General features: G+C 68.9%; 18 protein-coding genes. 7 read left to right on the forward strand and 11 right to left on the reverse strand.

Annotation, left to right across the window (positions count from 1 at the left end; translation table 11 throughout):
- Positions 1-76: 76 nt before the first annotated feature.
- From glyS to MWU52_RS00415, 3 genes are read right to left on the reverse strand one after another with little or no spacing between them, the layout of a single operon-like run.
- On the reverse strand, positions 77-2,221 hold the full coding sequence (gene glyS, locus MWU52_RS00405) for a glycine--tRNA ligase subunit beta (RefSeq protein WP_246948106.1): 2,145 nt from the start codon (positions 2,219-2,221) through the stop codon (positions 77-79).
- A complete protein-coding gene (locus tag MWU52_RS00410) occupies positions 2,221-2,763 on the reverse strand; it encodes a DUF6446 family protein (protein ID WP_246948112.1) in 543 nt (180 codons plus the stop codon). The genes glyS and MWU52_RS00410 overlap by 1 nt, the downstream gene beginning before the upstream one ends.
- A 60-nt stretch (positions 2,764-2,823) precedes the next feature.
- The gene (locus MWU52_RS00415) at positions 2,824-3,756 is read right to left on the reverse strand and encodes a glycine--tRNA ligase subunit alpha (protein ID WP_246948115.1); all 933 of its coding nucleotides are present in this window, start codon (positions 3,754-3,756) and stop codon (positions 2,824-2,826) included.
- A 153-nt stretch (positions 3,757-3,909) separates the two neighbouring features.
- Between MWU52_RS00415 and MWU52_RS00420 the strand changes: the two genes are divergently transcribed.
- Entirely contained in the window at positions 3,910-5,640 is a 1,731-nt protein-coding gene (locus MWU52_RS00420) for a serine protease (protein WP_246948117.1), read from the forward strand.
- A 12-nt stretch (positions 5,641-5,652) separates the two neighbouring features.
- On the opposite strand, the gene MWU52_RS00425 is transcribed toward MWU52_RS00420, so the two are convergent.
- The 3 genes from MWU52_RS00425 to MWU52_RS00435 are packed head-to-tail and all read right to left on the reverse strand — an operon-like array spanning position 5,653 to position 8,398.
- Positions 5,653-7,101 (reverse strand): TrkH family potassium uptake protein, encoded by a 1,449-nt coding sequence (locus MWU52_RS00425; RefSeq protein WP_246952701.1) that lies wholly within the window; start codon positions 7,099-7,101, stop codon positions 5,653-5,655.
- Between the two features lie 31 nt (positions 7,102-7,132).
- Positions 7,133-8,053: a DMT family transporter gene (locus MWU52_RS00430; protein WP_246948120.1), complete on the reverse strand. Its 921-nt coding sequence runs from the start codon at positions 8,051-8,053 to the stop codon at positions 7,133-7,135.
- A 9-nt stretch (positions 8,054-8,062) separates the two neighbouring features.
- Positions 8,063-8,398: an NIPSNAP family protein gene (locus MWU52_RS00435; protein ID WP_246948123.1), complete on the reverse strand. Its 336-nt coding sequence runs from the start codon at positions 8,396-8,398 to the stop codon at positions 8,063-8,065.
- 75 nt (positions 8,399-8,473) lie between these two features.
- On the opposite strand from MWU52_RS00435, the gene MWU52_RS00440 reads away from it, so the two are divergent.
- Together MWU52_RS00440 and MWU52_RS00445 are read left to right on the forward strand one after the other, a co-directional pair.
- The gene (locus tag MWU52_RS00440) at positions 8,474-9,133 is read left to right on the forward strand and encodes a helix-turn-helix transcriptional regulator (RefSeq protein ID WP_246948125.1); all 660 of its coding nucleotides are present in this window, start codon (positions 8,474-8,476) and stop codon (positions 9,131-9,133) included.
- 110 nt (positions 9,134-9,243) lie between these two features.
- A complete protein-coding gene (locus MWU52_RS00445; protein WP_246948127.1) occupies positions 9,244-9,447 on the forward strand; it encodes a hypothetical protein in 204 nt (67 codons plus the stop codon).
- Between the two features lie 64 nt (positions 9,448-9,511).
- Here the strand turns inward: MWU52_RS00445 and ilvC are convergent, their stop codons facing one another.
- Positions 9,512-10,534, reverse strand: a complete 1,023-nt coding sequence (gene ilvC, locus MWU52_RS00450) for a ketol-acid reductoisomerase (protein WP_246948132.1) — start codon at positions 10,532-10,534, stop codon at positions 9,512-9,514.
- Positions 10,535-10,665: 131 nt separating this feature from the next.
- On the opposite strand from ilvC, the gene MWU52_RS00455 reads away from it, so the two are divergent.
- From MWU52_RS00455 to MWU52_RS00465, 3 genes are all read left to right on the forward strand, one after another.
- Positions 10,666-11,121 (forward strand): Lrp/AsnC family transcriptional regulator, encoded by a 456-nt coding sequence (locus MWU52_RS00455; protein WP_246948135.1) that lies wholly within the window; start codon positions 10,666-10,668, stop codon positions 11,119-11,121.
- The gene (locus MWU52_RS00460; RefSeq protein ID WP_246948136.1) at positions 11,118-11,573 is read left to right on the forward strand and encodes an Lrp/AsnC family transcriptional regulator; all 456 of its coding nucleotides are present in this window, start codon (positions 11,118-11,120) and stop codon (positions 11,571-11,573) included. The genes MWU52_RS00455 and MWU52_RS00460 overlap by 4 nt, the downstream gene beginning before the upstream one ends.
- Positions 11,574-11,634: 61 nt before the next feature.
- Positions 11,635-12,765, forward strand: coding sequence for an aminotransferase class V-fold PLP-dependent enzyme (locus MWU52_RS00465; RefSeq protein ID WP_246948137.1), 1,131 nt, complete (start codon positions 11,635-11,637; stop codon positions 12,763-12,765).
- On the opposite strand, the gene MWU52_RS00470 is transcribed toward MWU52_RS00465, so the two are convergent.
- Together MWU52_RS00470 and MWU52_RS00475 are read right to left on the reverse strand one after the other, a co-directional pair.
- On the reverse strand, positions 12,752-13,945 hold the full coding sequence (locus MWU52_RS00470) for an FAD-dependent monooxygenase (protein WP_246948138.1): 1,194 nt from the start codon (positions 13,943-13,945) through the stop codon (positions 12,752-12,754). The two genes, MWU52_RS00465 and MWU52_RS00470, sit on opposite strands and share 14 nt — an antisense overlap.
- Positions 13,942-14,619 (reverse strand): pyrimidine 5'-nucleotidase, encoded by a 678-nt coding sequence (locus tag MWU52_RS00475; RefSeq protein ID WP_246948139.1) that lies wholly within the window; start codon positions 14,617-14,619, stop codon positions 13,942-13,944. The genes MWU52_RS00470 and MWU52_RS00475 overlap by 4 nt, the downstream gene beginning before the upstream one ends.
- Before the next feature lie 108 nt (positions 14,620-14,727).
- On the opposite strand from MWU52_RS00475, the gene MWU52_RS00480 reads away from it, so the two are divergent.
- Positions 14,728-15,345 carry a GntR family transcriptional regulator gene (locus MWU52_RS00480; protein WP_246948140.1) on the forward strand — a complete coding sequence of 206 codons (618 nt, stop codon included), beginning with the start codon at positions 14,728-14,730 and terminating at the stop codon, positions 15,343-15,345.
- A gap of 4 nt (positions 15,346-15,349) precedes the next feature.
- Here the strand turns inward: MWU52_RS00480 and MWU52_RS00485 are convergent, their stop codons facing one another.
- Complete coding sequence (locus MWU52_RS00485; protein WP_246948143.1) at positions 15,350-17,269, reverse strand: glycosyltransferase family 2 protein; 1,920 nt, start codon at positions 17,267-17,269, stop codon at positions 15,350-15,352.
- Positions 17,270-17,498: 229 nt separating this feature from the next.
- Positions 17,499-18,644 (reverse strand): glutamine-hydrolyzing carbamoyl-phosphate synthase small subunit, encoded by a 1,146-nt coding sequence (gene carA, locus MWU52_RS00490; protein WP_246948144.1) that lies wholly within the window; start codon positions 18,642-18,644, stop codon positions 17,499-17,501.
- Positions 18,645-18,673: the final 29 nt, after the last annotated feature.

The raw sequence follows: 18,673 nt of genomic DNA on the forward strand, positions 1-18,673 counted from the left end.
TGCGGCGAGGGAACGACGGGCTGTTGCCCGACTGCAAGCGACGGGGGCGCGCATAGGTCGCGTGCCGAGGAGAGCCCTATGTGCCGATGCGGTTGAGGTCGCCCAGCTTTTCGCAGGTCCGCACGATTTCCGACAGCATGTTGAGCCGGTTGCGTCGTACGATGGCATTGTCGGCGTTGACCTGCACGGCTTCGAAAAAGGCGTCGATAGGGCCGCGCAGGGCGGCGAGTGAGGTAGCGGCCTTGGAATAGTCCTCGGCCGCGAGCGATGCGTCGATCTCTGGCCGCGCGGCTTCGATGGCATCGAACAGCGTGCGCTCCTCGTCGGTCTCGGCCAGCTTGCGTTCGGCGCCGTAGCTGTATTCGACGCCGTCGGCGGCTTCGGCCTGGGTCAGTATGTTCCGGGCGCGTTTGTACCCCTGCATCAGGTTCTCGCCATTCCCGGTGGCGAGGAGCCCGTTCAGCGCCCGCGCTCGGGCGGTCAGGTCGGCCAGATCGTCCGTCCGCTCGCCGGTGAGACAAGCGTCGATCACGTCGTGGCGGATGCCTTCGTCGCGGAGGTGCTGCTTCAGGCGGTCGTGGAGGAAGGAGAGGAGGTCGGATGTTATCAATCTAGCCTGCTCCTCGCCGCGCTTCAGGTCGCGTACTGTCGTTTCGTCGAGTTGCGGGTGAACATCCTTCGCCGGTTGATCCATAATGTGATCCTGCATCCGCGCGGCAAGGCGGATTTTAAGGCCGCGGCCCAGCACCAACCGCACCACCCCCAACGCCGCCCGTCGCAGCGCATAGGGATCCTTCGACCCCGTCGGCTTCTCGTCGATCGCCCAGAACCCGGCCAGCGTGTCCAGCTTGTCGGCAAGCGCCACGGCCACCGATACCGGTGCCGTCGGGACGTCGTCCGACGGGCCGAGCGGGGAATAGTGCTCCTCCGCTGCCGCCGCGACCTCGGGAGGTTCCCCGGCGGCCTCGGCGTAGTAGCGGCCCATCAGGCCCTGAAGCTCGGGAAACTCGTAGACCATTTCCGAGGACAGATCGGCCTTGGCCAGGCGCGCGGCCCGCTCCGCCAGGTCCGGGTCGGCACCGACGGCGGGCGCGATCTCGCGGGCCAGTGCGGCGATGCGGTCGATGCGGTCGCGCTGGGAGCCCAGCCTGGCGTGGAACGTGACGTTCTCCAGCGCATCGAGCCATGGCGTGGCCCAGTTATCGCCGCCGGCCCGCGCCACGCGCAAATCGTTCTTCCAGAAGAACTTGGCATCGGCCAGCCGGGCCGACAGGACCCGGCCGTTGCCCGCGAGGATCGTGGCGCCGTCGTCCGCCGTCTCGCGGTTGGCAACGGTGACGAAGCGGACGACCTGGCCATTGCCGTCCCGGACCGAGAAGAACTTCTGATGCTCCTTCATCGACGTGCGCAACACCTCGGGCGGCAGGTCCAGGAAACTCCCGTCGATCTCGCCCATTAGGACGACGGGCCATTCGACCAGTCCCGCAACCTCCTCCAGCAGGCCGCGATCCTCGACCACCTCCAGCCCGGCGGCGAAGGCGCGGTTGGTGGCGTCCTGCCAGATCGCGTCGGCGCGTTCCTCGGAGGAGAGCACGACGAAGGCGCGCTTCAGCTTGGCCTCGTAGTCGTCGAAACCGGTGACCCGGATCGGATCGGGGGCCATGAAACGGTGGCCCTCGGTCACGTCGCCCGCTTCGATGCCGTCCACCGTCAGCGGAACAACCTCGGCCCCGTCCTCGCGGCTGAGGATGCACAGTATGCGGCGCAGCGGCCGCACCCAGCGCAGCGTCCCCGTGCCCCAGCGCATGGATTTGGGCCAGGGGAAGTTGCGGATCGTCTCCTCCAGCACCTCGGCCACGATGGCGGCGGCGGGCCGTCCCGGACGCGTGATGCGGGCCATGTAGACCTGGCCCTTCTTGTCGTCGACCGCGTCCAGATCGTCGCGGCTCAGGCCGGTGGAGCGCAGGAACCCCTCGATCGCCTTGGCGGGGGCGTCGACGCGCGGGCCGCGGCGCTCCTCGGTCGTGGCGGGGCTTTCGTCGGTCAGACCCGCGACATGCAGCGCCAGCCGCCGGGGCGTGCAATGCGCGACCGCGCCGGCATAGGTCAGCCCGGCCTCGACCAGACCGTCCGTCAAGCGCTTCTTCAAATCGGCGGCGGCGCGCCGCTGCATCCGGGCGGGGATTTCCTCGGACATCAGTTCGATAAGCAGATCTGCCATCAGAGGCTTCCTTCGCTCAGCGGCTCATAGGTTTCGCGGTCGGGGCAGGCCTCGCCGACGGGCGTGCCGTCATAGGCCTTGCGCCCGCAATCGTTCAGTTCGTGCCAGGCCCATCCGCGCCCGTCACCCGTCAGCGCGACGATCCGGTCCACGCCGTAGGCCGCGTTCGGATAGGCGGTGTAGGCGGTGGCCCGGCCGTCGGCCAGTAATGCGCCGATCTGTTCCGCGTCGAAACAGTCGAACCAGCCGGGCGCGATGGTCGGGGCCGCTGCGGGGCGCGGTTCGACCGGGATATCGGCCCCCAGCGCGGCCAGGTCCAGATCGTGCCGGAAGCAGGCGCGGAACCCCAGCGGCGAGGAGGCGGAGGCGATGGCGGCGACCCCTTGGGCGGGCAGGGCGGTCAGTCCGCCATCGGGCGCGGCCAGGACGAGGGTGACCGGCCCCTCGACCGGGGCATAGTAGCCGTGCGTCTGGGCGTACCAGATGCCGCCGCCGAAAAGCAGCGCCGACAGAAGAACGGCGATGACCGCGAATTTCCCCAATGTCCAAGACCCTCATTCTGCCGATGGCGCCGGGCCGTGCCCGCGCGCGTCGGCGCCCCCTTATGCCACGTCGGTCCAGCCGCCGGCGCGCGTTTGCAGGAAGGCGTCGGCGCAGGCTTTGGCCAACGAGCGGACCCGGCCGATATAGGCCTGCCGTTCCGTCACCGAGATCACGCCCCGCGCGTCGAGCAGGTTGAAGATGTGGCTGGCCTTGATGCACTGGTCATAGGCGGGCTGAGCCATGACGATGCGGCGCCCTGTCTTGGGATCTTCCGCCGGCTGGTCGAGGATCGCGCGGCAATGCGCCTCCGCCTCCTCGAAATGACGGGTCAGAATGTCGGTGTCGGCCACGTCGAAATTCCACCTGGCATATTGCGCCTCGGCCTCGCGGAACACGTCGCCATACGTCAACGGGATGGCCGCATCGGGGTCGTTGAACGGCATCCGGTTGCCGTCGTCCTGACCCAGGACATACATCGCCAGCCGCTCCAGCCCGTAGGTCAACTCGCCCGATACGGGGTGGCAGTCATGGCCGCCGACCTGCTGGAAATAGGTGAACTGGCTCACCTCCATGCCGTCGCACCACACCTCCCATCCCAGGCCCCAGGCGCCCAGCGTGGGGCTTTCCCAGTCGTCCTCGACGAAGCGAATGTCGTGCATGTCCATGTCGATCCCAATCGCGGCCAGCGAGCCGAGATAGAGTTCCTGCAGGTCGGGCGGCGAAGGTTTGATGATGACCTGGTACTGATAGTAGTGCTGCCATCGGTTGGGACTGTCGCCATAGCGCCCGTCGGTGGGGCGGCGCGACGGCTGGACATAGGCGGCCGTCCATGGCGTGGGGCCGAGCGCGCGCAGCGTGGTGGCCGGATGGAAGGTGCCGGCGCCCACTTCCATGTCGTAGGGTTGCAGGATGGCGCAGCCCTTTCCGGCCCAATAGGACTGGAGCCTCAGGATGATTTCCTGGAAGGATCTGGGCGTGTCGGAACCGGTCATCGCACCCTCCGCTGGCGGTCCCGACCGCGTCTAAGCGGCAACAGTTCGGGCGTCAACGCGACGCGACGGGGCCATCGTGCATGGCCCGGCCCTTCACTTGACGGCGGGGATGGGAAAGTAAGAGGCCATTGTATTCCAGTGAGCTCGATTCCCATGCGTGCGTTTCTCCTTGTTCTGCTCCTCTCGCTTGCCGCCCAGGTCGCCGTCGCTCAGGAGCGGGCCTATGTCCAGATCGAGGCGCACCGGAACCTGGCCGAGGCGACGTCGCGGGCCCGGGCCTATGGCGGGATCGTCAAGAACATCAACGGCTACGCGTTGCCCGGCGGCTGGTACACGATTACGCTGGGACCCTACGACCCGGACCGCGCCCCGCGGGTTCTGCGCCGGCTGCGGGCCGAGGGCCTGATCCCGCGCGACAGCTTCGTGAGCGACGGGAACTCCTATCGCGACCGGTTCTGGCCGGTGGGTGCCCAGGCGGATGCCGCAGTCCCCGCCGCGCCGTCCGTCGGCGACAGCACGCAGACGGCCGGCATCTCGGTGCCCGAGACGCCCGCCGGACCGCCCGAGGAGACGCTGCGCGAAGCCCGCCGTTCCGAGGCGCAGATGTCGCGCGAGGAGAAGATGGACCTGCAGCGCGCGCTGAAGTGGTTCGGTCACTACGACGCGGCGATCGACGGCCGCTTCGGTCGTGGAACGCGGAACGCCATGGCGGCCTGGCAGGGCGCCGCCGGGGTCGAGGCGACGGGCGTGTTGACGACCCGCCAGCGCGCGCGGCTGCGGCGCGAGCGGGCCGATGCGCAGGCCGCGCTGGGTCTGGCCCCCCTGAAGATGGCGAGGGCGGGGGTCGCCCTGACGGCGCCGCTGGGGCTGGTGGCGTTCGACCGGATCGAGGCGCCGTTCGTCCACTACGCGCCCAAGGATGACAGCGGGGTGCGGTTGTCGTTGATTTCGCAATCGGGGGACGGCGCGGCGCTGGCTGGCCTCTACGAGATCCTGCAGACGCTGGCGATCGTGCCGCCCGAAGGGGAGCGGGGCCGGTCCGGCGACAGCTTCCGCATCTCGGGCCTCGCGCCTGACCGCACCACCGAGGTTTTCGCCCGCCGGATCGACGACCACATCGTCGGCTACATCCTGAGTTGGCCCGAGACGCAGGACGACCTGGTCGCGCGGGCCCTGCCCGAGATGGAGCGCAGCTTGCAGTCGACCGGTCGGCCATTGCCGTCCGATGCGGGGTTCCAGGCATCGGAGCAGAGCTTCGACATGGTGTCCGGCCTGTCCGTGCGCCAGCCGCTGCGGTCGGCGGCCGGATTCTTCGTCAACCCGCGCGGAACGGTCGTGACCGCCGCCGAGACGGTAGCCGGATGCGGGCGCGTGACGTTGGACCGAAGCCACGAGGTCGATCTGCAGCCCGCCGCGGGTGGCATGGCCGTGCTGACGCCCAGGGCGCGCCTGTCCCCGATGGCCGTCGCGACCCTGGCCCCGGCCGAGGGCCGGCTGCGCAGTGCCGTGTCCGTGGCCGGGTTCCCCTATGGCGGTGTCCTCGGCTCCGCGACGCTGAGCTTCGGGTCGCTGGAGGACGTGCGCGGTCTTGATGGGGATCGCGATGTCCTCCGCCTGTCGCTGGAAGCGCGCGACGGCGATGTCGGCGGCCCGGTCTTCGACGAGGCCGGGCGGGTCGCGGGCATGCTGCTGCCCGACCCAGAAGACGCGGCCCGCGCGCTGCCCGACGATGTGGCGCTGGCGCTGAAGGCAGGGGCGCTGCTCCGGGTGCTGGAAGGGCTGGAGATCGAACCCGCCACGACGGAGGACGCGCAGCCGATCGCGCCCGAGGACCTGACACGTCGCGCGGTCGCGATGACCGTGCTGGTCGATTGCTGGGAATGAGCGCGGCCCGGTTCAGCCCGCCCAGAAGCGGCGCGTGAACAGCACATAGACGACGACGAGTTCCAGCCGGCCAATCAGCATCGCCGCCGCCAGCAGCCATTTCGCCACGTCGCTCAGCGGTGCGAAGTTGCCGGCGGGCCCGATCACTGGGCCCAGCCCCGGGCCGATATTGGCGACCGCCGTCGCCGCGCCCGAGACCGACGTGACCAGGTCCAGCCCCGTCATCGCCAACAGGACCGAGAAGACGCCCATCGTGACCACGAACAGCACGAAGAAGGCCATGACGGAGGACAGCACGTCCTCGGACACGGTGCGCCCGGCATAGCGCGGACGGAAGATGCCGTGCGGTGAATGAATGCGGCGCAGCTGCGCCTTCACCGCGGCAAACAGGATCTGGTAGCGGAAGATCTTGACCGAACAGGAGGTCGAGCCCGCGCAGCCCCCGATCAGGCCGGTGAAGAAGAACAGCGCGATCACGAACCCGCCCCAGCGCATGTAGTCGACGCTGGCATAGCCCGTTCCCGTCAGGATGGAGGTGATGTTGAACAGCGCCTCGCGGATGGCACGCTCCAACCCGTAGCCTTCCACCGCGATCAGCGTGGTCACGACCGCGGCGACCAGCACCGCCGCCGTCCCCAGGAACGCGCGGACCTGGCTGTCCCACAAAAGCGGCCGGCCATGGCCGTTGATGAGCTGGATATAGAGGACGAAGGGCAGGGCCGCGGCCAGCATGAAGACAGTGGCGATATATTCATGGATCCCCTGGAACACGCCGAAGCTCGCGTCGTAATTGGCGAACCCGCCGGTCGAGACCGTGGTCATCGCGTGGACGATCGCGTCGAAGGCGTTCATGCCCGCGGCACCGTAGGCCATGGCGCAGAGGACCGTTATGCCCAGGTAGATGGTCGAGATGGTGGAGCTGATCTGCGCGGCGCGGGGCAGGACCTTGCCCATCGTGTCGAACGCCTCGGATCGGAAGATCTGCATCCCGCCGACGCGGAGCTCCGGCAGGAAGACCATGGCCACGACGATGACGCCGATGCCTCCGAACCATTGTAGCAGACCCCGCCAGAGGAGCAGGCCCGCCGGCAGGTCGTCCAACCCGGAAATGACGGTCGAGCCGGTCGTGGTCAGGCCCGACATCGCCTCGAAGAAGGCGTCCGTATAGCTCAGGTCGCTGGCGCCGATGGTCATCGGAAGCGCGGCGAAGATCGGCAGCATCAGCCAGACGCCCGTCGTCAGCAGGAACGTCTGCTGCAGGCTGAGCCGGTCGCGCACGGCGTTCGAGGTGGCCAGGGCCAGGCACATGCCCACCAGCATCGTCATCAGGCCGGCCTCGGCGAAAACGGGCCAGTGACCGTTCCGCTGGATCATGTCCGCCAGCATCGGCAGGGCCATGGACGCGCCCAGCATCAGCAGCAGAAGGCCGATCACGTATCCGACGGGGCGCACGTCCAGCATCGGGCCGGTGTCGGGCGCGGTGTCGTCCAAGTCAAGTCGGACGCGGCCGCCGTTTCGACTGCGATATCGCAAGGCCACAGGCGATCAGTGCCAGCGCGAGATAGAAGCGCGCGGGCAGCGTCTCGGACAGGACGAGCGTGCCGAAGAGCATCGACCAGACGGGCACCTGATAGTTGACCAGCGTCATGAAGCTGGGTCCCGCGCTGCGGATCACCTGCACGCGCAGCAACGCGGCGAAGGCGGTCGGCACGAGCCCCAAGAAGACGATGGCGCCCATCTGCAGGGCGGGGGCCGGTCCGGGGATGCCCTCGGTTGCCAGCATCGCCGGCAGCAGGATGACCGTGCCCACGACCAGCGTCAGCGCCGAAAGCCACATGCCGTCGATCGGTGGGCAACGGCGCGTGAGGATCGAGCCGACAGCATAGCTGACCGAGGCGGCGATGCAGGCAACGCGCCCCAGGGCCAACAGGTCGCCATCGCCGGCAGCCGCGATGCCCGGCCCCAGAAGGACGAGCGCGCCGACGAGGCCCAGCCCGAAGCCGCCCGCCTTGCGCAGCGATAGCCGGTCGCCCGGTACCAGCCAATGCGCCAGCGGCAGCACGAAGAGCGGCAGAACCGCCATGGACAGCCCGGCAAAGGCCGACGGCACGTATTGCTGCCCCCAGGACAGCAACATGAACGGAAGCGCCGTCGTCAGGACGCCAATCGACAGGACGAAGGTCACGGTCGGGGCGGTTACCTTCGGGAACGGGCGGCGCATCGCCCAGACCAGCGCCAATAGCGCCACCGCCCCCAGCGTTGTGCGCGCCGTGGCGACCGTGACCGGCCCATAGCCGCGCAGCGCCACCGCCACGACCATGAACGTGCCGCCCCAGATCAGGCCCAGGGCAAGGATGGCCGCATAGTTGCCGGTCGTCGGCGGTGTGACGGGTGTGTCGGTGGTACTGGCCATGGCCGCGATCTAGCGCGGGGCTTCTTCCTGCGACAGGGGCGATCGGTCCACCCGCCGGAGCCAGGTCCGGTCTTCGGCCCGGATGAACCCTTCGGCCTTGGCAAAGGCGTAGGTCTCGCGCCCCAGCGGGTCCTCGGCCAGCCGGGCGCGATAGGTCTCATAGGCGGCGAGGTTCTCGATGTCGTAGATGCCGTAGGCCAGGCTGGCCGAGCCTTCATGCGGCGCGAAATACCCCGTCAATCGTGCGCCGCAGCGGGGAATCGCCTTGCCCCAGTTGTGCGCGTAGCGTTCGAAGAGGTCGCGTCTGTTCGGGTCGATGTCATAGCGGATGATGCAGGTAATCATGGCGGTCCTCCGAATGTTGTTACGGGTCCGGCATAGCGGATGGACCGGCGCGGATGCTTCGGGCATGATCGAACCATGCGAAATGGCCCCGACATCGCCGCCACCGCCGCCTTGATCGGCGACCCGACCCGGGCCGCGATGCTTTCGGCATTGATGGGCGGCCATGCGCTGACCGCGACGGAACTGGCGCAGGAGGGGGGCGTGACGCCGCAGACGGCGAGCGCGCATCTCGCGCGGCTGGAGGCGGGCGGCCTTCTGACCCGGACGCGGCAGGGGCGGCATGCCTATCTCCGGCTGGCCTCGCCCGACGTCGCGCATGTGCTGGAGGCGCTGATGTCGCTGTCGCATGATCGCGGTCCGCGCCGGGCCCGGCCCGGGCCGAAGGACGCGGCGCTGCGCGAGGCACGGGTCTGCTACAACCATCTGGCCGGGCGGCGCGGAGTGCAGATGTATGAAAGCCTGGCCCGGATGGGCGCATTCGACGATCCGGCGGCAATGAGGGCGGCCTTGCATCCGCTGAACCTCGACCCCGCAACGCTGACGGGCCGGTCGCCGCTTTGCCGCGATTGCCTGGATTGGTCGGAGCGACGGATGCATCTGGCAGGCCGGCTGGGCCGTGCGTTGATGGCCGCGATGGAGGCGCGGCGCTGGCTCCGCCGTGATCCGTCCAGCCGGGCAGTTCATCTGACGGCGCCGGGCGCCCGTGCCTTTGACCGGGCGTTTCCACCGGCCTAGTGCGGGGCGGGCGCGGGTCGGAACCCGTTGCGGCAAACTGCCCGGAACCGCATGGGCGAACGGCACGTTTCCACGAATAGCCTCACACGAGCCGTTTGAAGGAGACGTCCATGGACTTCGCCATTCTTCTGCCGCTCCTGGCGCTGATCACGCTCGCTTGCGGGATCGCCTTCGCGCTCTGGAGCAAGTCGCGCACCGACCGATCGCTGGACAAGCACAGGCCCCACACGGCCAGCCCCCTGGCCCGCAAGACGCCGGATCCGAACTTCCAGCCGGATCCCGACGTGACCGATCCGCACCGGGTCATGCGTTGACCGACTGACAAGAAAACGGCCCGCGGAATGGCGGGCCGTTTCCGGTTGTCGAAGGGCGCTGCGATCAGTTGCGCGCCTTGTCGACCATCTTGCCGTCGGAAATCCACGGCATCATCCCGCGCAGCTTTTCACCGACCTGTTCGATCTGGTGTTCGTCGTTGAGGCGGCGTGTGGCCTTGAAACTGGGCTGGCCGACGCCGTTCTCCGCCATGAAATCGCGGACGAACTTGCCGTTCTGGATGTCGGTCAGAACCTCCTTCATGCGCTTCTTGGTCTCGTCATAGGGCAGGATGCGGGGGCCGCTGACATATTCGCCATATTCGGCGGTGTTCGAGATCGAGTAGTTCATGTTCGCGATGCCGCCCTCGTAGATCAGGTCCACGATCAGCTTCACCTCGTGCAGGCACTCGAAATAGGCCATCTCGGGCGCGTAGCCGGCCTCGACCAGCGTCTCGAACCCCATGCGGATCAGCTCGACCAGACCGCCGCACAGCACCGCCTGCTCGCCGAAGAGGTCGGTCTCGCATTCCTCGCGGAAGTTGGTCTCAATGATGCCGGAACGCCCGCCCCCGATGGCCGAGCAGTAGCTGAGCCCGATCTCGAGCGCGCGGCCGGAGGCGTCGTTGTCGACGGCCACGAGGCAGGGCACGCCGCCGCCCTTCTGATATTCGCCGCGCACGGTGTGGCCCGGCCCCTTGGGGGCCATCATGATGACATCTACGCCGGGCTTGGGCTCGATCAGGCCGAAATGCACGTTCAGGCCATGGGCGAACGCGATCGCGGCGCCGTCGCGCAGGTTGTCGTGGACGTGGTTCTTGTAGGTCTGTGCCTGCAGTTCGTCGGGCATGGTGAACATGATCAGGTCGCACCAGGCGGCGGCCTCCTCGATGCCCATCACCTGCAGGCCCTCGCCTTCGGCCTTGGCCTGGCTGGGAGAGCCTTCGCGCAGGGCGACGACCACGTTCTTGGCCCCGCTGTCGCGCAGGTTCAGCGCATGGGCATGGCCCTGGGAGCCATAGCCCAGGATGGCCACCTTCATGTCCTTGATCAGGTTCACGTCGCAGTCGCGATCATAGTAAACGCGCATCTTGGTCCCTCCGGGTTCAATATGCCGGAATGGATATTCCAGCTGAATGCCGATGACGAGAAGCGATCACGGTGGAAATGGCCCTGGGATTGCGGTAACTATTCTTGATTGGGATAAATTGCGGGTTTATCATGCTCGACGATATCGACCGGAGATTGTTGCGACTGTGGCAGGCCGAACCCGATCGGTCGCCTTCCGAACTGGGCGACGCGCTGTCGCTGCCCGCCGCGGCCGTGTCCCGGCGGATCGACCGCCTTCGGGAACGGGGCGTCCTGAAGGGGCTGCACGGCGTCATCTCCTGGGCCGCGCTGGGCTATGCGGTCGAGGTGAGCCTGCGGATCCAGATCGACAAGGCCGTGCCCGCGGCCTTCGACCGGTTCGCCGCCGCCGCGCGCGCCGTGCCGGAGGTGACCGAGATGCAGACCTTCCTCGGGCGCGTCGACCTCCGGTTGACGGTGATCGCGCGTGACATGGCGCATTGGCAGACGCTCTACCGCGACTGCATCCTGACCTTGCCGCATATCGCCGAGATCGAGGCGCTGATGCATGTGGCCACGGTCAAGACCGACCAGACCCTGCCGATATGACCGATCTGGATGCAACGGACCGCGCCATCCTGCGCGTGGTGCAGGCCAATGCCGCATTGTCGGCCGGCGCGGTCGGCCGCGCCGTCGGCCTGTCGCAGCCGGCCACCTGGCGGCGCCTGCGTCGCATGCGCGACGCGGGCATCCTGCGCGGTCGCGAACTGGCGCTGGACCTGGAGAAGCTGGGCTTCGGCGTGACGGTCTTTCTGGGGATCAAGCTGGCCACGAAGGGCCGCGTGAGCCTTGAGGATTTCGAGCGCGCGGTCAGTGCCATCCCCGAGGTGCGCCGCGTCGATCACGTTTTGGGGCGCTACGATTACCGTCTGCGGGTCACGGCGCGCGACCTGCCCGATTTCGAGCGCGTGCTGCGCCGGCGGATCATGGCCCTGCCCGGAGTGGGTGAGGTTGAGGCCAATGTCCTATTGAGCGAGGAGCGATTGCCGGGCCCGCTCTGACGGGCCTTGGCTTGGGCGCCGCGGGTGTGAAACAAGCGGTGCGAACATGGAGGGGGACGGAATGGCACTACTCGATACGGTCGATCCGCAGGGCATGGACGAATTCTCGGTCGTGTTCACCGACCGCTCGCTCAACCATATGTCCGCCGCGTTCCAGCAGGTCATGCGCGACATCGGTGCGGGCCTGAAGGAGGTTTACGGCGCCGATCACGTGGCGATCGTCCCTGGGGGCGGGACCTTCGGGATGGAGGCGGTCGCGCGGCAATTTGGGCAGGGGGCGCGGGCGCTGGTGGTGCGCAACGGCTGGTTCTCCTACCGCTGGAGCCAGATCATGGAGGCGGGCGCATTCACCCAGGGCGTCGAGGTCCTGAAGGCCCGGCAGGCCGGGAACGACAGCCGCGCGCCCTTCGCGCCCCCGCCGATCGAGGATGTGACCGCCTGCATTCGCGAGATGCGGCCCGACGTGGTCTTCGCCCCGCATGTGGAGACGTCGGCCGGCGTGATCCTGCCCGACGACTATGTCGCGGCGATGGCCGATGCGGCGCACGAGGTGGGCGGGTTGATGGTTCTGGACTGCATCGCCTCGGGCTGCGTGTGGGTCGACATGCACGCGACCGGTGTCGACGTCCTGATCTCGGCGCCGCAGAAGGGGTGGAGCGCGTCGCCCTGCGCGGGCCTCGTCATGCTGTCGAACCGCGCCCGCGCACGGATCGAGGACACGAAATCCGACAGCTTCGCCATCGACCTGAAGAAGTGGCTGTCGATCATGGATGCGTATCTGGGCGGTGGACATGCCTATCACGCGACGATGCCAACCGATGCGCTGCGCGTGTTCCGCGACACCTTGGACGAGACGCGAACGCATGGGTTCGCGGCGCTGAAATCGGCGCAGTGGGAGCTTGGCAACCGGGTGCGCGACATGCTGGCCGAACGGGGCGTTCCTTCCGTCGCGGCGAAGGGGTTCGGCGCGCCGGGCGTCGTGGTCAGCTATGCCCCGAATGCCGAGATCCAGTCGGGGCGCGCCTTTGCCGAACATGGCATGCAGATCGCCGCCGGCGTGCCGCTGCAATGCGATGAACCGGCGGATTTCGCGACTTTCCGTATCGGCCTCTTCGGTCTGGACAAGCTGCTGGACGTGGACGCCACCGTCGGCCGGCTGACGCGCGTGTTGGATCGGGTCATTCCGGCCTGACGACTGCGCCGAGGCCCAGCCGCATGACCGCACGACGCAGGGGCGGCACATCGTGGAGCGCGGCGATCCCGAACGCGCGGGCGGCTTGCACCGCGCCCAGCCCCGCGATGGAGGTGCGGTTCAGCAGGTCGACGCCGGCCATGCGGATGGCCACGTCGGCGCGGCGGCCACGTTCGTAGGCGGCCAGCATCTCCGCGCTGCCGATATCCTCTGCGCGGCAGAGGTCGCGCAGCGCGGCGACATCCTTGAGCGAGGTGTTCAGGCCCTGCGCCCCGATGGGCGGCATCGCATGCGCTGCCTCGCCCATCAGCGCCAGGCGCTGCCCCGTCCAGCGTTCGGCAAGTACCGATGTGATCGGCCAGGCCGCGCGACGCGATGCCAGCTCCAGCGGTCCCATCACGTCGGCGGACCGGGCCTGCGCCTCGATCAGGAACGGCCCGTCGTCCAAGGCCATCCGCTCCGCCTGCCTGCGGGCGTCGTCCATCCAGACGACCGCCGAACGATGCCCGCCCGCGTCGTCCGCGATGGGCACCAGCGTGAAGGGCCCCCCGGACAGGTGTATCTCGGTCGAGATATCGTCATGGGGGATCGCATGGCGGACGGCGAACACGATCGCGGTCTGGCCATATTCCGTCCGCCGGGTGCCGATACCGGCCATGCGGCGCAATGGGCTGTCGCGCCCGTCGCTGGCCAGGACCAGGCGCGCGGCGACGCGGCGGCCATCGGACAAGGTGGCGCGGATGCCTGCCTCGCGGGCGAAGATCGACCGGACCGACGCACCGAACGCCGTCTCGACCGTATCCAGCGCGGCCGCCCGCGCCAGCAGTTCGCGGCGCAGCAACCAGTTGGGGAAGTTCCAGCCGAAGGGCGCGTCCGAAATGTCTTGGGCGCGGAAATCGCGGGTGACGGGCGGGGCGGCGGACGCGTCGACGATCCGCATCGTCCAGAGCGCGGTGCCATACGGCGACAGCCCGTCCCACGCGCCGGCGCCAGCCAGCAGGTCGCGCGCAGGTTGCAGCAGCGCGGTCGTGCGCAGGTCGGCGTCGGGCGCGTCTTCGCCGGTCACCGGCGCGGCGGGGTCGACCAGCAGGACCCGGTGCCCCTCGGCGCCCAGGACGCAGGCCGCGGCCAGGCCCGCGGGACCGGCCCCGGCGATCAGGATATCGGTTCGGTCCGTCACGCTTGCGGACCTAGGGCCGCAGGCCTGGGCCGGCCAGGGGTCACGATGCCGCGCAGGAATGCCGTCAGGTCGGGGGCGTGGTGATGCACATGCGGGGCGGGATCGCGGAACGGGGCGACATGGACGGTGGTCACCCCCATCGCGCTGGGAACGGCGAGGTTGCGGGCGCTGTCCTCGAACATCGCGGCGCATGCGGGGTCGAGGCCGTCCAATGCGAAGACGCGCGCGAAGGCGGCGTGATCCGGCTTGGGCGCGTGGCCGGCATGCTCGACGCCGTAGATCGCGTCCCAGATCCCGCCGAGACCGCGGGCGGCCAGCACGTTCTCGGCATAAGGCGCGGTGCCGTTGGTGTAGATGATGCGCCGCCCCGGCAGGTCGGCGATGGCGCGGCGCAAAGCGGCATCCGGCGTCAGGACCGACATGTCGATGTCATGCACGTCGGCCAGGAAAGGGACCGGATCGTGCCCGTGTTCGCGCATCAGCCCCGCCAGCGTCGTTCCGTGGTCGTGCCACCAACGCGCGCGCAGCCTGTCGGCCTCCGCCTTCGACACGCCCAGGACGCGGACGATCCAGGCGACCATCCGCGCCTCGATCTGCGGGAAGAGCGGGGCACTCGGCGGGTACAGCGTCTCGTCCAGGTCGAAGATCCAAGTGGTGATGTGATCGAAGGACATGCGCAGGTCCTGCCGGGCCGGGCGGGGGCGGTCAAGGGACGCGGTTGCGCGGGTGACGCGGCAAGGCTAGCGTCCGCCCCCGCGCCCCCTGCCGGAGAGACCGCCCCGATGGACGCCCATGCCCTGATCCTCGACGCGATCGACCGTGGCGATTTCCGCCCGGGCGACCGCCTGGTCGAGAGCGAGCTCGCCGATCGCTTCGGCATGTCCCGCACGCCGGTCCGCGAGGCCCTGCAGCGACTGGAGACGCAATCGGTCCTGGTGCGTGACGGCCGGTCGCTGATCGTGGCGACGCTGGGCCACGATCAGATGGCGGAGCTGTACGCCGTGCGCACCGAGTTGGAGGCGCTGGCCGCGCGGCTGGCCGCGCGCCACGCGGCCGAGGAGGAGATCCGCGTGCTGCGCCGCATGGCCGAGGAGGATGCGGCGCTGCTGGGCGACCCGACGGCGCTGGTGCGGGCGAACCGCCGGTTCCACGGGCAGATTCACCTGGCCTCGCACAACCGGTACCTGGTGCAGCAGCTCGGCATGGTGCATCGATCGATGGCGCTGATGGCGACGACCTCGCTGGCCGCCGAGGGGCGGGGCGATGCGGCGCTGGCCGAACATCGCGCCATCGTCGAGGCGATCGCACGACGCGACGGCGAGGCGGCGGCCCAAGCCTTGCGCGAACATCTGAGCCGGGCGTTCGAGACTCGCTTGCGCGAGGAGGCGCGGCGGCTTTGACCGGCTAGCCACCATGCCCGCGGCGCGGGGGTGGCGGCGCATCGGCCGCCAGCGCGTCTTCCAGCGCGGAGATGTCGGCCTGGCCTGCGCCGCCGAACGTGCCATGCACCGTCTTGTCCCAGTGAAACGGCCGCAGCGCGATTTCACAAAGCGCCTTCAGGACAGCGACCGTCGCCAGCGGAAAATAGAGTTCCAGCGTCGGGATCCAGGCGCGCAGCCGCCGGTGATGGGGCGCCGCGCAGCCGATCCAGGACAGGGTCATAGACAACATCCCCGCGCCCAGCATCAGGACGGAGAGCGCGACGATCCCCTGGCCCGGAAGCCAATCCAGGATCGGGTGATGCCGACCGAAGGCGATCACGACCGTCGACCATAGCGCGGGCATCAGCAGGGCGTTCAGGATCGCGCCCAGGAAAAGCATCTGAAAGCCGAGGAACCGCCGTGCCCCGAGGTCGCGCCAGAGCCGGACCGGGTGGCGCGTGTGGACGGCCCAAGTCAGGATATAGCCCTTCATCCAGCGCGACCGCTGCTTGATCCAGGCCAGGGGTGAGGCGTTCGCCTCCTCCAGCGTGGTGGTGGGGAGGAGTTCCGTGCGATAGCCGCGGCGCGCCAGCCGGACGCCCAGATCTGCATCCTCGGTGACGTTGTGGGCGTCCCAGCCGCCAACCTGCTCCAGCGCCTCGCGCTGGAAGAACAGCGTCGTTCCGCCCAGCGGCACGACGAGGCCCATGCGCGCGATGCCGGGCAGCATGAGCCGGAACCAGCTGGCGTATTCGATGGTGAAGCAACGGGACATCCAGTTCCGCGTGGGGTTGTAGTAGTCCAGCACGCCTTGCAGGCAGGCGACCCGCGCGGGTGCGGCGCGGAACCGGCCCGCCACCTTCAGCAGCTGATCGGGGGCCGGCGCGTCCTCGGCGTCGTAGATGCCGACGATTTCGCCGCGCGCGAAGTTCAGGGCGTAGTTCATGGCGCGGGGCTTTGTGCGCGGATGTCCGTCGGGCACGGGGATCACGCGCATCCAGCAGGGCAGGGTGGTCCGTGCGAGGGCGTCGCGCGTCTCCGTGTCGCCCTCCTCGACCACCAGGCAGATGTCCAGGAGTTCGCGCGGATAGTCGAGGCGCGACAGCCGCTCGGTCAGCGGGCCCGCGATGTCGGGTTCGCGGTGCAGCGGCACGAGGATGGTGACGCAGGGCAGCTTGCGCGCGGATTCCTCGGCCGGACGGACCGAGGCGAAGCCGGTATCCGCGCGCTTCATCGTCCAGGCGGCGGCGAGGCGCAGGCCGAGGTTGGCCGCCATCACGGCGAGACCCAGCGCGGTGGCAAGGCGCAACGCACCGGCGGGCCAGATCGCCACGGCCAGCAGAAGGGCCAACAGGCAGAACGCGAGGACGGAAGCCCCCGGCCGTGCGCGCCAGAGGCGACAGCTCAGGTTTTCGGGCACGCGACACTCGGCGCTGCGGGCGAGGGCGGCGCCGTGGACCGCGTGCATGCGCGCCTCGATCGCGGAATCGGTGGCGACGGCGAAAAGGCACGGGCCGAGTTCAGCGGGCAGTGCGGCCCGAAGCTCGTCCACCGCCTCGGGGCGGGCCGTCGCGATCAGGGTCACGCCCCCCATGCGGCGCCAGGGCAGGGCGCGGAAGGCCAGTGCGGTCTCGAGTGGCAGGCGGCGTGCCAGGGCATCGTTCTGGGGCGTCGATGCGGGTGCGGGCCCGGCCTGGCCCATCGCGCGTTGCCGGCCCAATGCCTTGGCCAGCGCGGCCTCGTCGATATGCCCGCGGCGCAGAAGGACATCGCCAAGCCGCGCCGTCAGCCGACGCTGCAGGATCAGGGCATGCGCAAGGTCGGCGGCGTCGATCGCCTCCATCTCCAGCAGGACCTCGCCCAGCTTGGGGCGTCGAACGTAGGTTCGCCGAAGAAACCGCATCCCCGGTGCGACCGGCGTCGGCCCGCATGTCGCTGATTCATCCGAGGGCGGCATCGCCGGAGGAAAGGGAATGATCCGCCCGGTCGCCCGCGGACAGGGATCCTTCGGTCGCGCGTCATCACGCGCCAATGCGTTCGACAAGGGGGGAGGCGGCATGTCCGGTCTCGCTTTGCAGGCAATCCGACCGCTGGAGAACGAACGTTAAGAAAAGCTTAATGCCGGGCGGATCTCAGGACGTCCGCGCCGTCATCGCCGCGCTGAAATCGTCGAAAAGGTAGGCGCTGTCATGTGGTCCGGGGCTGGCCTCGGGGTGATACTGGACCGAGAAAACGGGACGGCCGGACAACCGTATCCCGCAATTCGAGCCGTCGAAGAGGGACACATGCGTCTCCTCCACGCCCTCAGGCAGGCTTTGCGCATCGACGGTGAAGCCGTGGTTCATCGACGTGATCTCGACCTTGCCGTCGGCGCGACGCTGCACCGGGTGGTTCGCCCCGTGATGGCCGTGGTTCATCTTGACCGTCCGCGCGCCCATCGCCATGGCCAGCATCTGGTGGCCCAGGCAGATGCCGAACACCGGCAGGCCGCTATCCACCATCTCGCGGATCATGGGCACGGCGTATTCGCCCGTGGCCGCCGGGTCGCCCGGACCGTTGGACAGGAAGACGCCGTCGGGTGACAGGGCCTTGACGTCCTCGGCCGTCGCGGTGGCCGGCAGCACGGTCACGTCGCACCCGACCGAGGCGAGCGAGCGCAAGATGTTGCGCTTGGCGCCGAAGTCGATGGCGACGACCTTGTGACGCGGCGCATTCTGCGTGCCGAACCCGTCGGGCCAGGCCCATTTCGTCTGATCCCAACGATAGGACTGCGCGCAGGTCACTTGCCCGGCCAGGTCCATCCCCTCCAGCCCGCGGAAGGCCCGCGCGCGAGCGACCAGCGCCTCGATGTCGAAATCGCCGTCCGGATCGTGGGCTAGGGCCACATGCGGCGCCCCCTGCTGGCGGATGGCGCGGGTCAGGCGGCGGGTGTCGACGCCGCCCATTCCGATCCGGCCCGCGGATGCGAGCCAGCCTTCCAAGTCGCGGGTCGCGCGCCAGTTCGACGGCTCGGTCGGGTCCCATTTCACGATCATGCCGGCGGCGACGGGGTCTCCGGTCTCGTCATCCTCGGGCGTGGTGCCGGTGTTGCCGATATGGGGAAAGGTGAAGGTCACGACCTGCCCGGCATAGCTGGGATCGGTCATGATCTCCTGATAGCCGGTCATCGCGGTGTTGAAGCACAGCTCCGCCTCGGCCACGCCGGAGGCGCCGAAGCCGCGGCCGTAGAAGACGGTGCCGTCGGCGAGGGCAAGGCAGGCGGTGGGGGTGTCGGGCATGGTGACCTCGGGCTGTATGGGGGTGTCGC

It is taken from the genome of Jannaschia sp. S6380 (genome assembly GCF_023015695.1).
Taxonomy (GTDB): Bacteria; Pseudomonadota; Alphaproteobacteria; order Rhodobacterales; family Rhodobacteraceae; genus Jannaschia.

Coding starts and splice junctions, on each gene's coding strand:
- glyS (WP_246948106.1), bottom strand. CDS start 2,221: ATGGCAGATCTGCTTATCGAACTGATGTCCGAGGAAATCCCCGCCCGG.
- MWU52_RS00415 (WP_246948115.1), bottom strand. CDS start 3,756: ATGACCGGTTCCGACACGCCCAGATCCTTCCAGGAAATCATCCTGAGG.
- MWU52_RS00420 (WP_246948117.1), top strand. CDS start 3,910: ATGCGTGCGTTTCTCCTTGTTCTGCTCCTCTCGCTTGCCGCCCAGGTC.
- MWU52_RS00425 (WP_246952701.1), bottom strand. CDS start 7,101: ATGCTGGACGTGCGCCCCGTCGGATACGTGATCGGCCTTCTGCTGCTG.
- MWU52_RS00430 (WP_246948120.1), bottom strand. CDS start 8,053: ATGGCCAGTACCACCGACACACCCGTCACACCGCCGACGACCGGCAAC.
- MWU52_RS00435 (WP_246948123.1), bottom strand. CDS start 8,398: ATGATTACCTGCATCATCCGCTATGACATCGACCCGAACAGACGCGAC.
- MWU52_RS00440 (WP_246948125.1), top strand. CDS start 8,474: ATGCGAAATGGCCCCGACATCGCCGCCACCGCCGCCTTGATCGGCGAC.
- MWU52_RS00445 (WP_246948127.1), top strand. CDS start 9,244: ATGGACTTCGCCATTCTTCTGCCGCTCCTGGCGCTGATCACGCTCGCT.
- ilvC (WP_246948132.1), bottom strand. CDS start 10,534: ATGCGCGTTTACTATGATCGCGACTGCGACGTGAACCTGATCAAGGAC.
- MWU52_RS00455 (WP_246948135.1), top strand. CDS start 10,666: ATGCTCGACGATATCGACCGGAGATTGTTGCGACTGTGGCAGGCCGAA.
- MWU52_RS00460 (WP_246948136.1), top strand. CDS start 11,118: ATGACCGATCTGGATGCAACGGACCGCGCCATCCTGCGCGTGGTGCAG.
- MWU52_RS00465 (WP_246948137.1), top strand. CDS start 11,635: ATGGCACTACTCGATACGGTCGATCCGCAGGGCATGGACGAATTCTCG.
- MWU52_RS00475 (WP_246948139.1), bottom strand. CDS start 14,619: ATGTCCTTCGATCACATCACCACTTGGATCTTCGACCTGGACGAGACG.
- MWU52_RS00480 (WP_246948140.1), top strand. CDS start 14,728: ATGGACGCCCATGCCCTGATCCTCGACGCGATCGACCGTGGCGATTTC.
- MWU52_RS00485 (WP_246948143.1), bottom strand. CDS start 17,269: ATGCGGTTTCTTCGGCGAACCTACGTTCGACGCCCCAAGCTGGGCGAG.
- carA (WP_246948144.1), bottom strand. CDS start 18,644: ATGCCCGACACCCCCACCGCCTGCCTTGCCCTCGCCGACGGCACCGTC.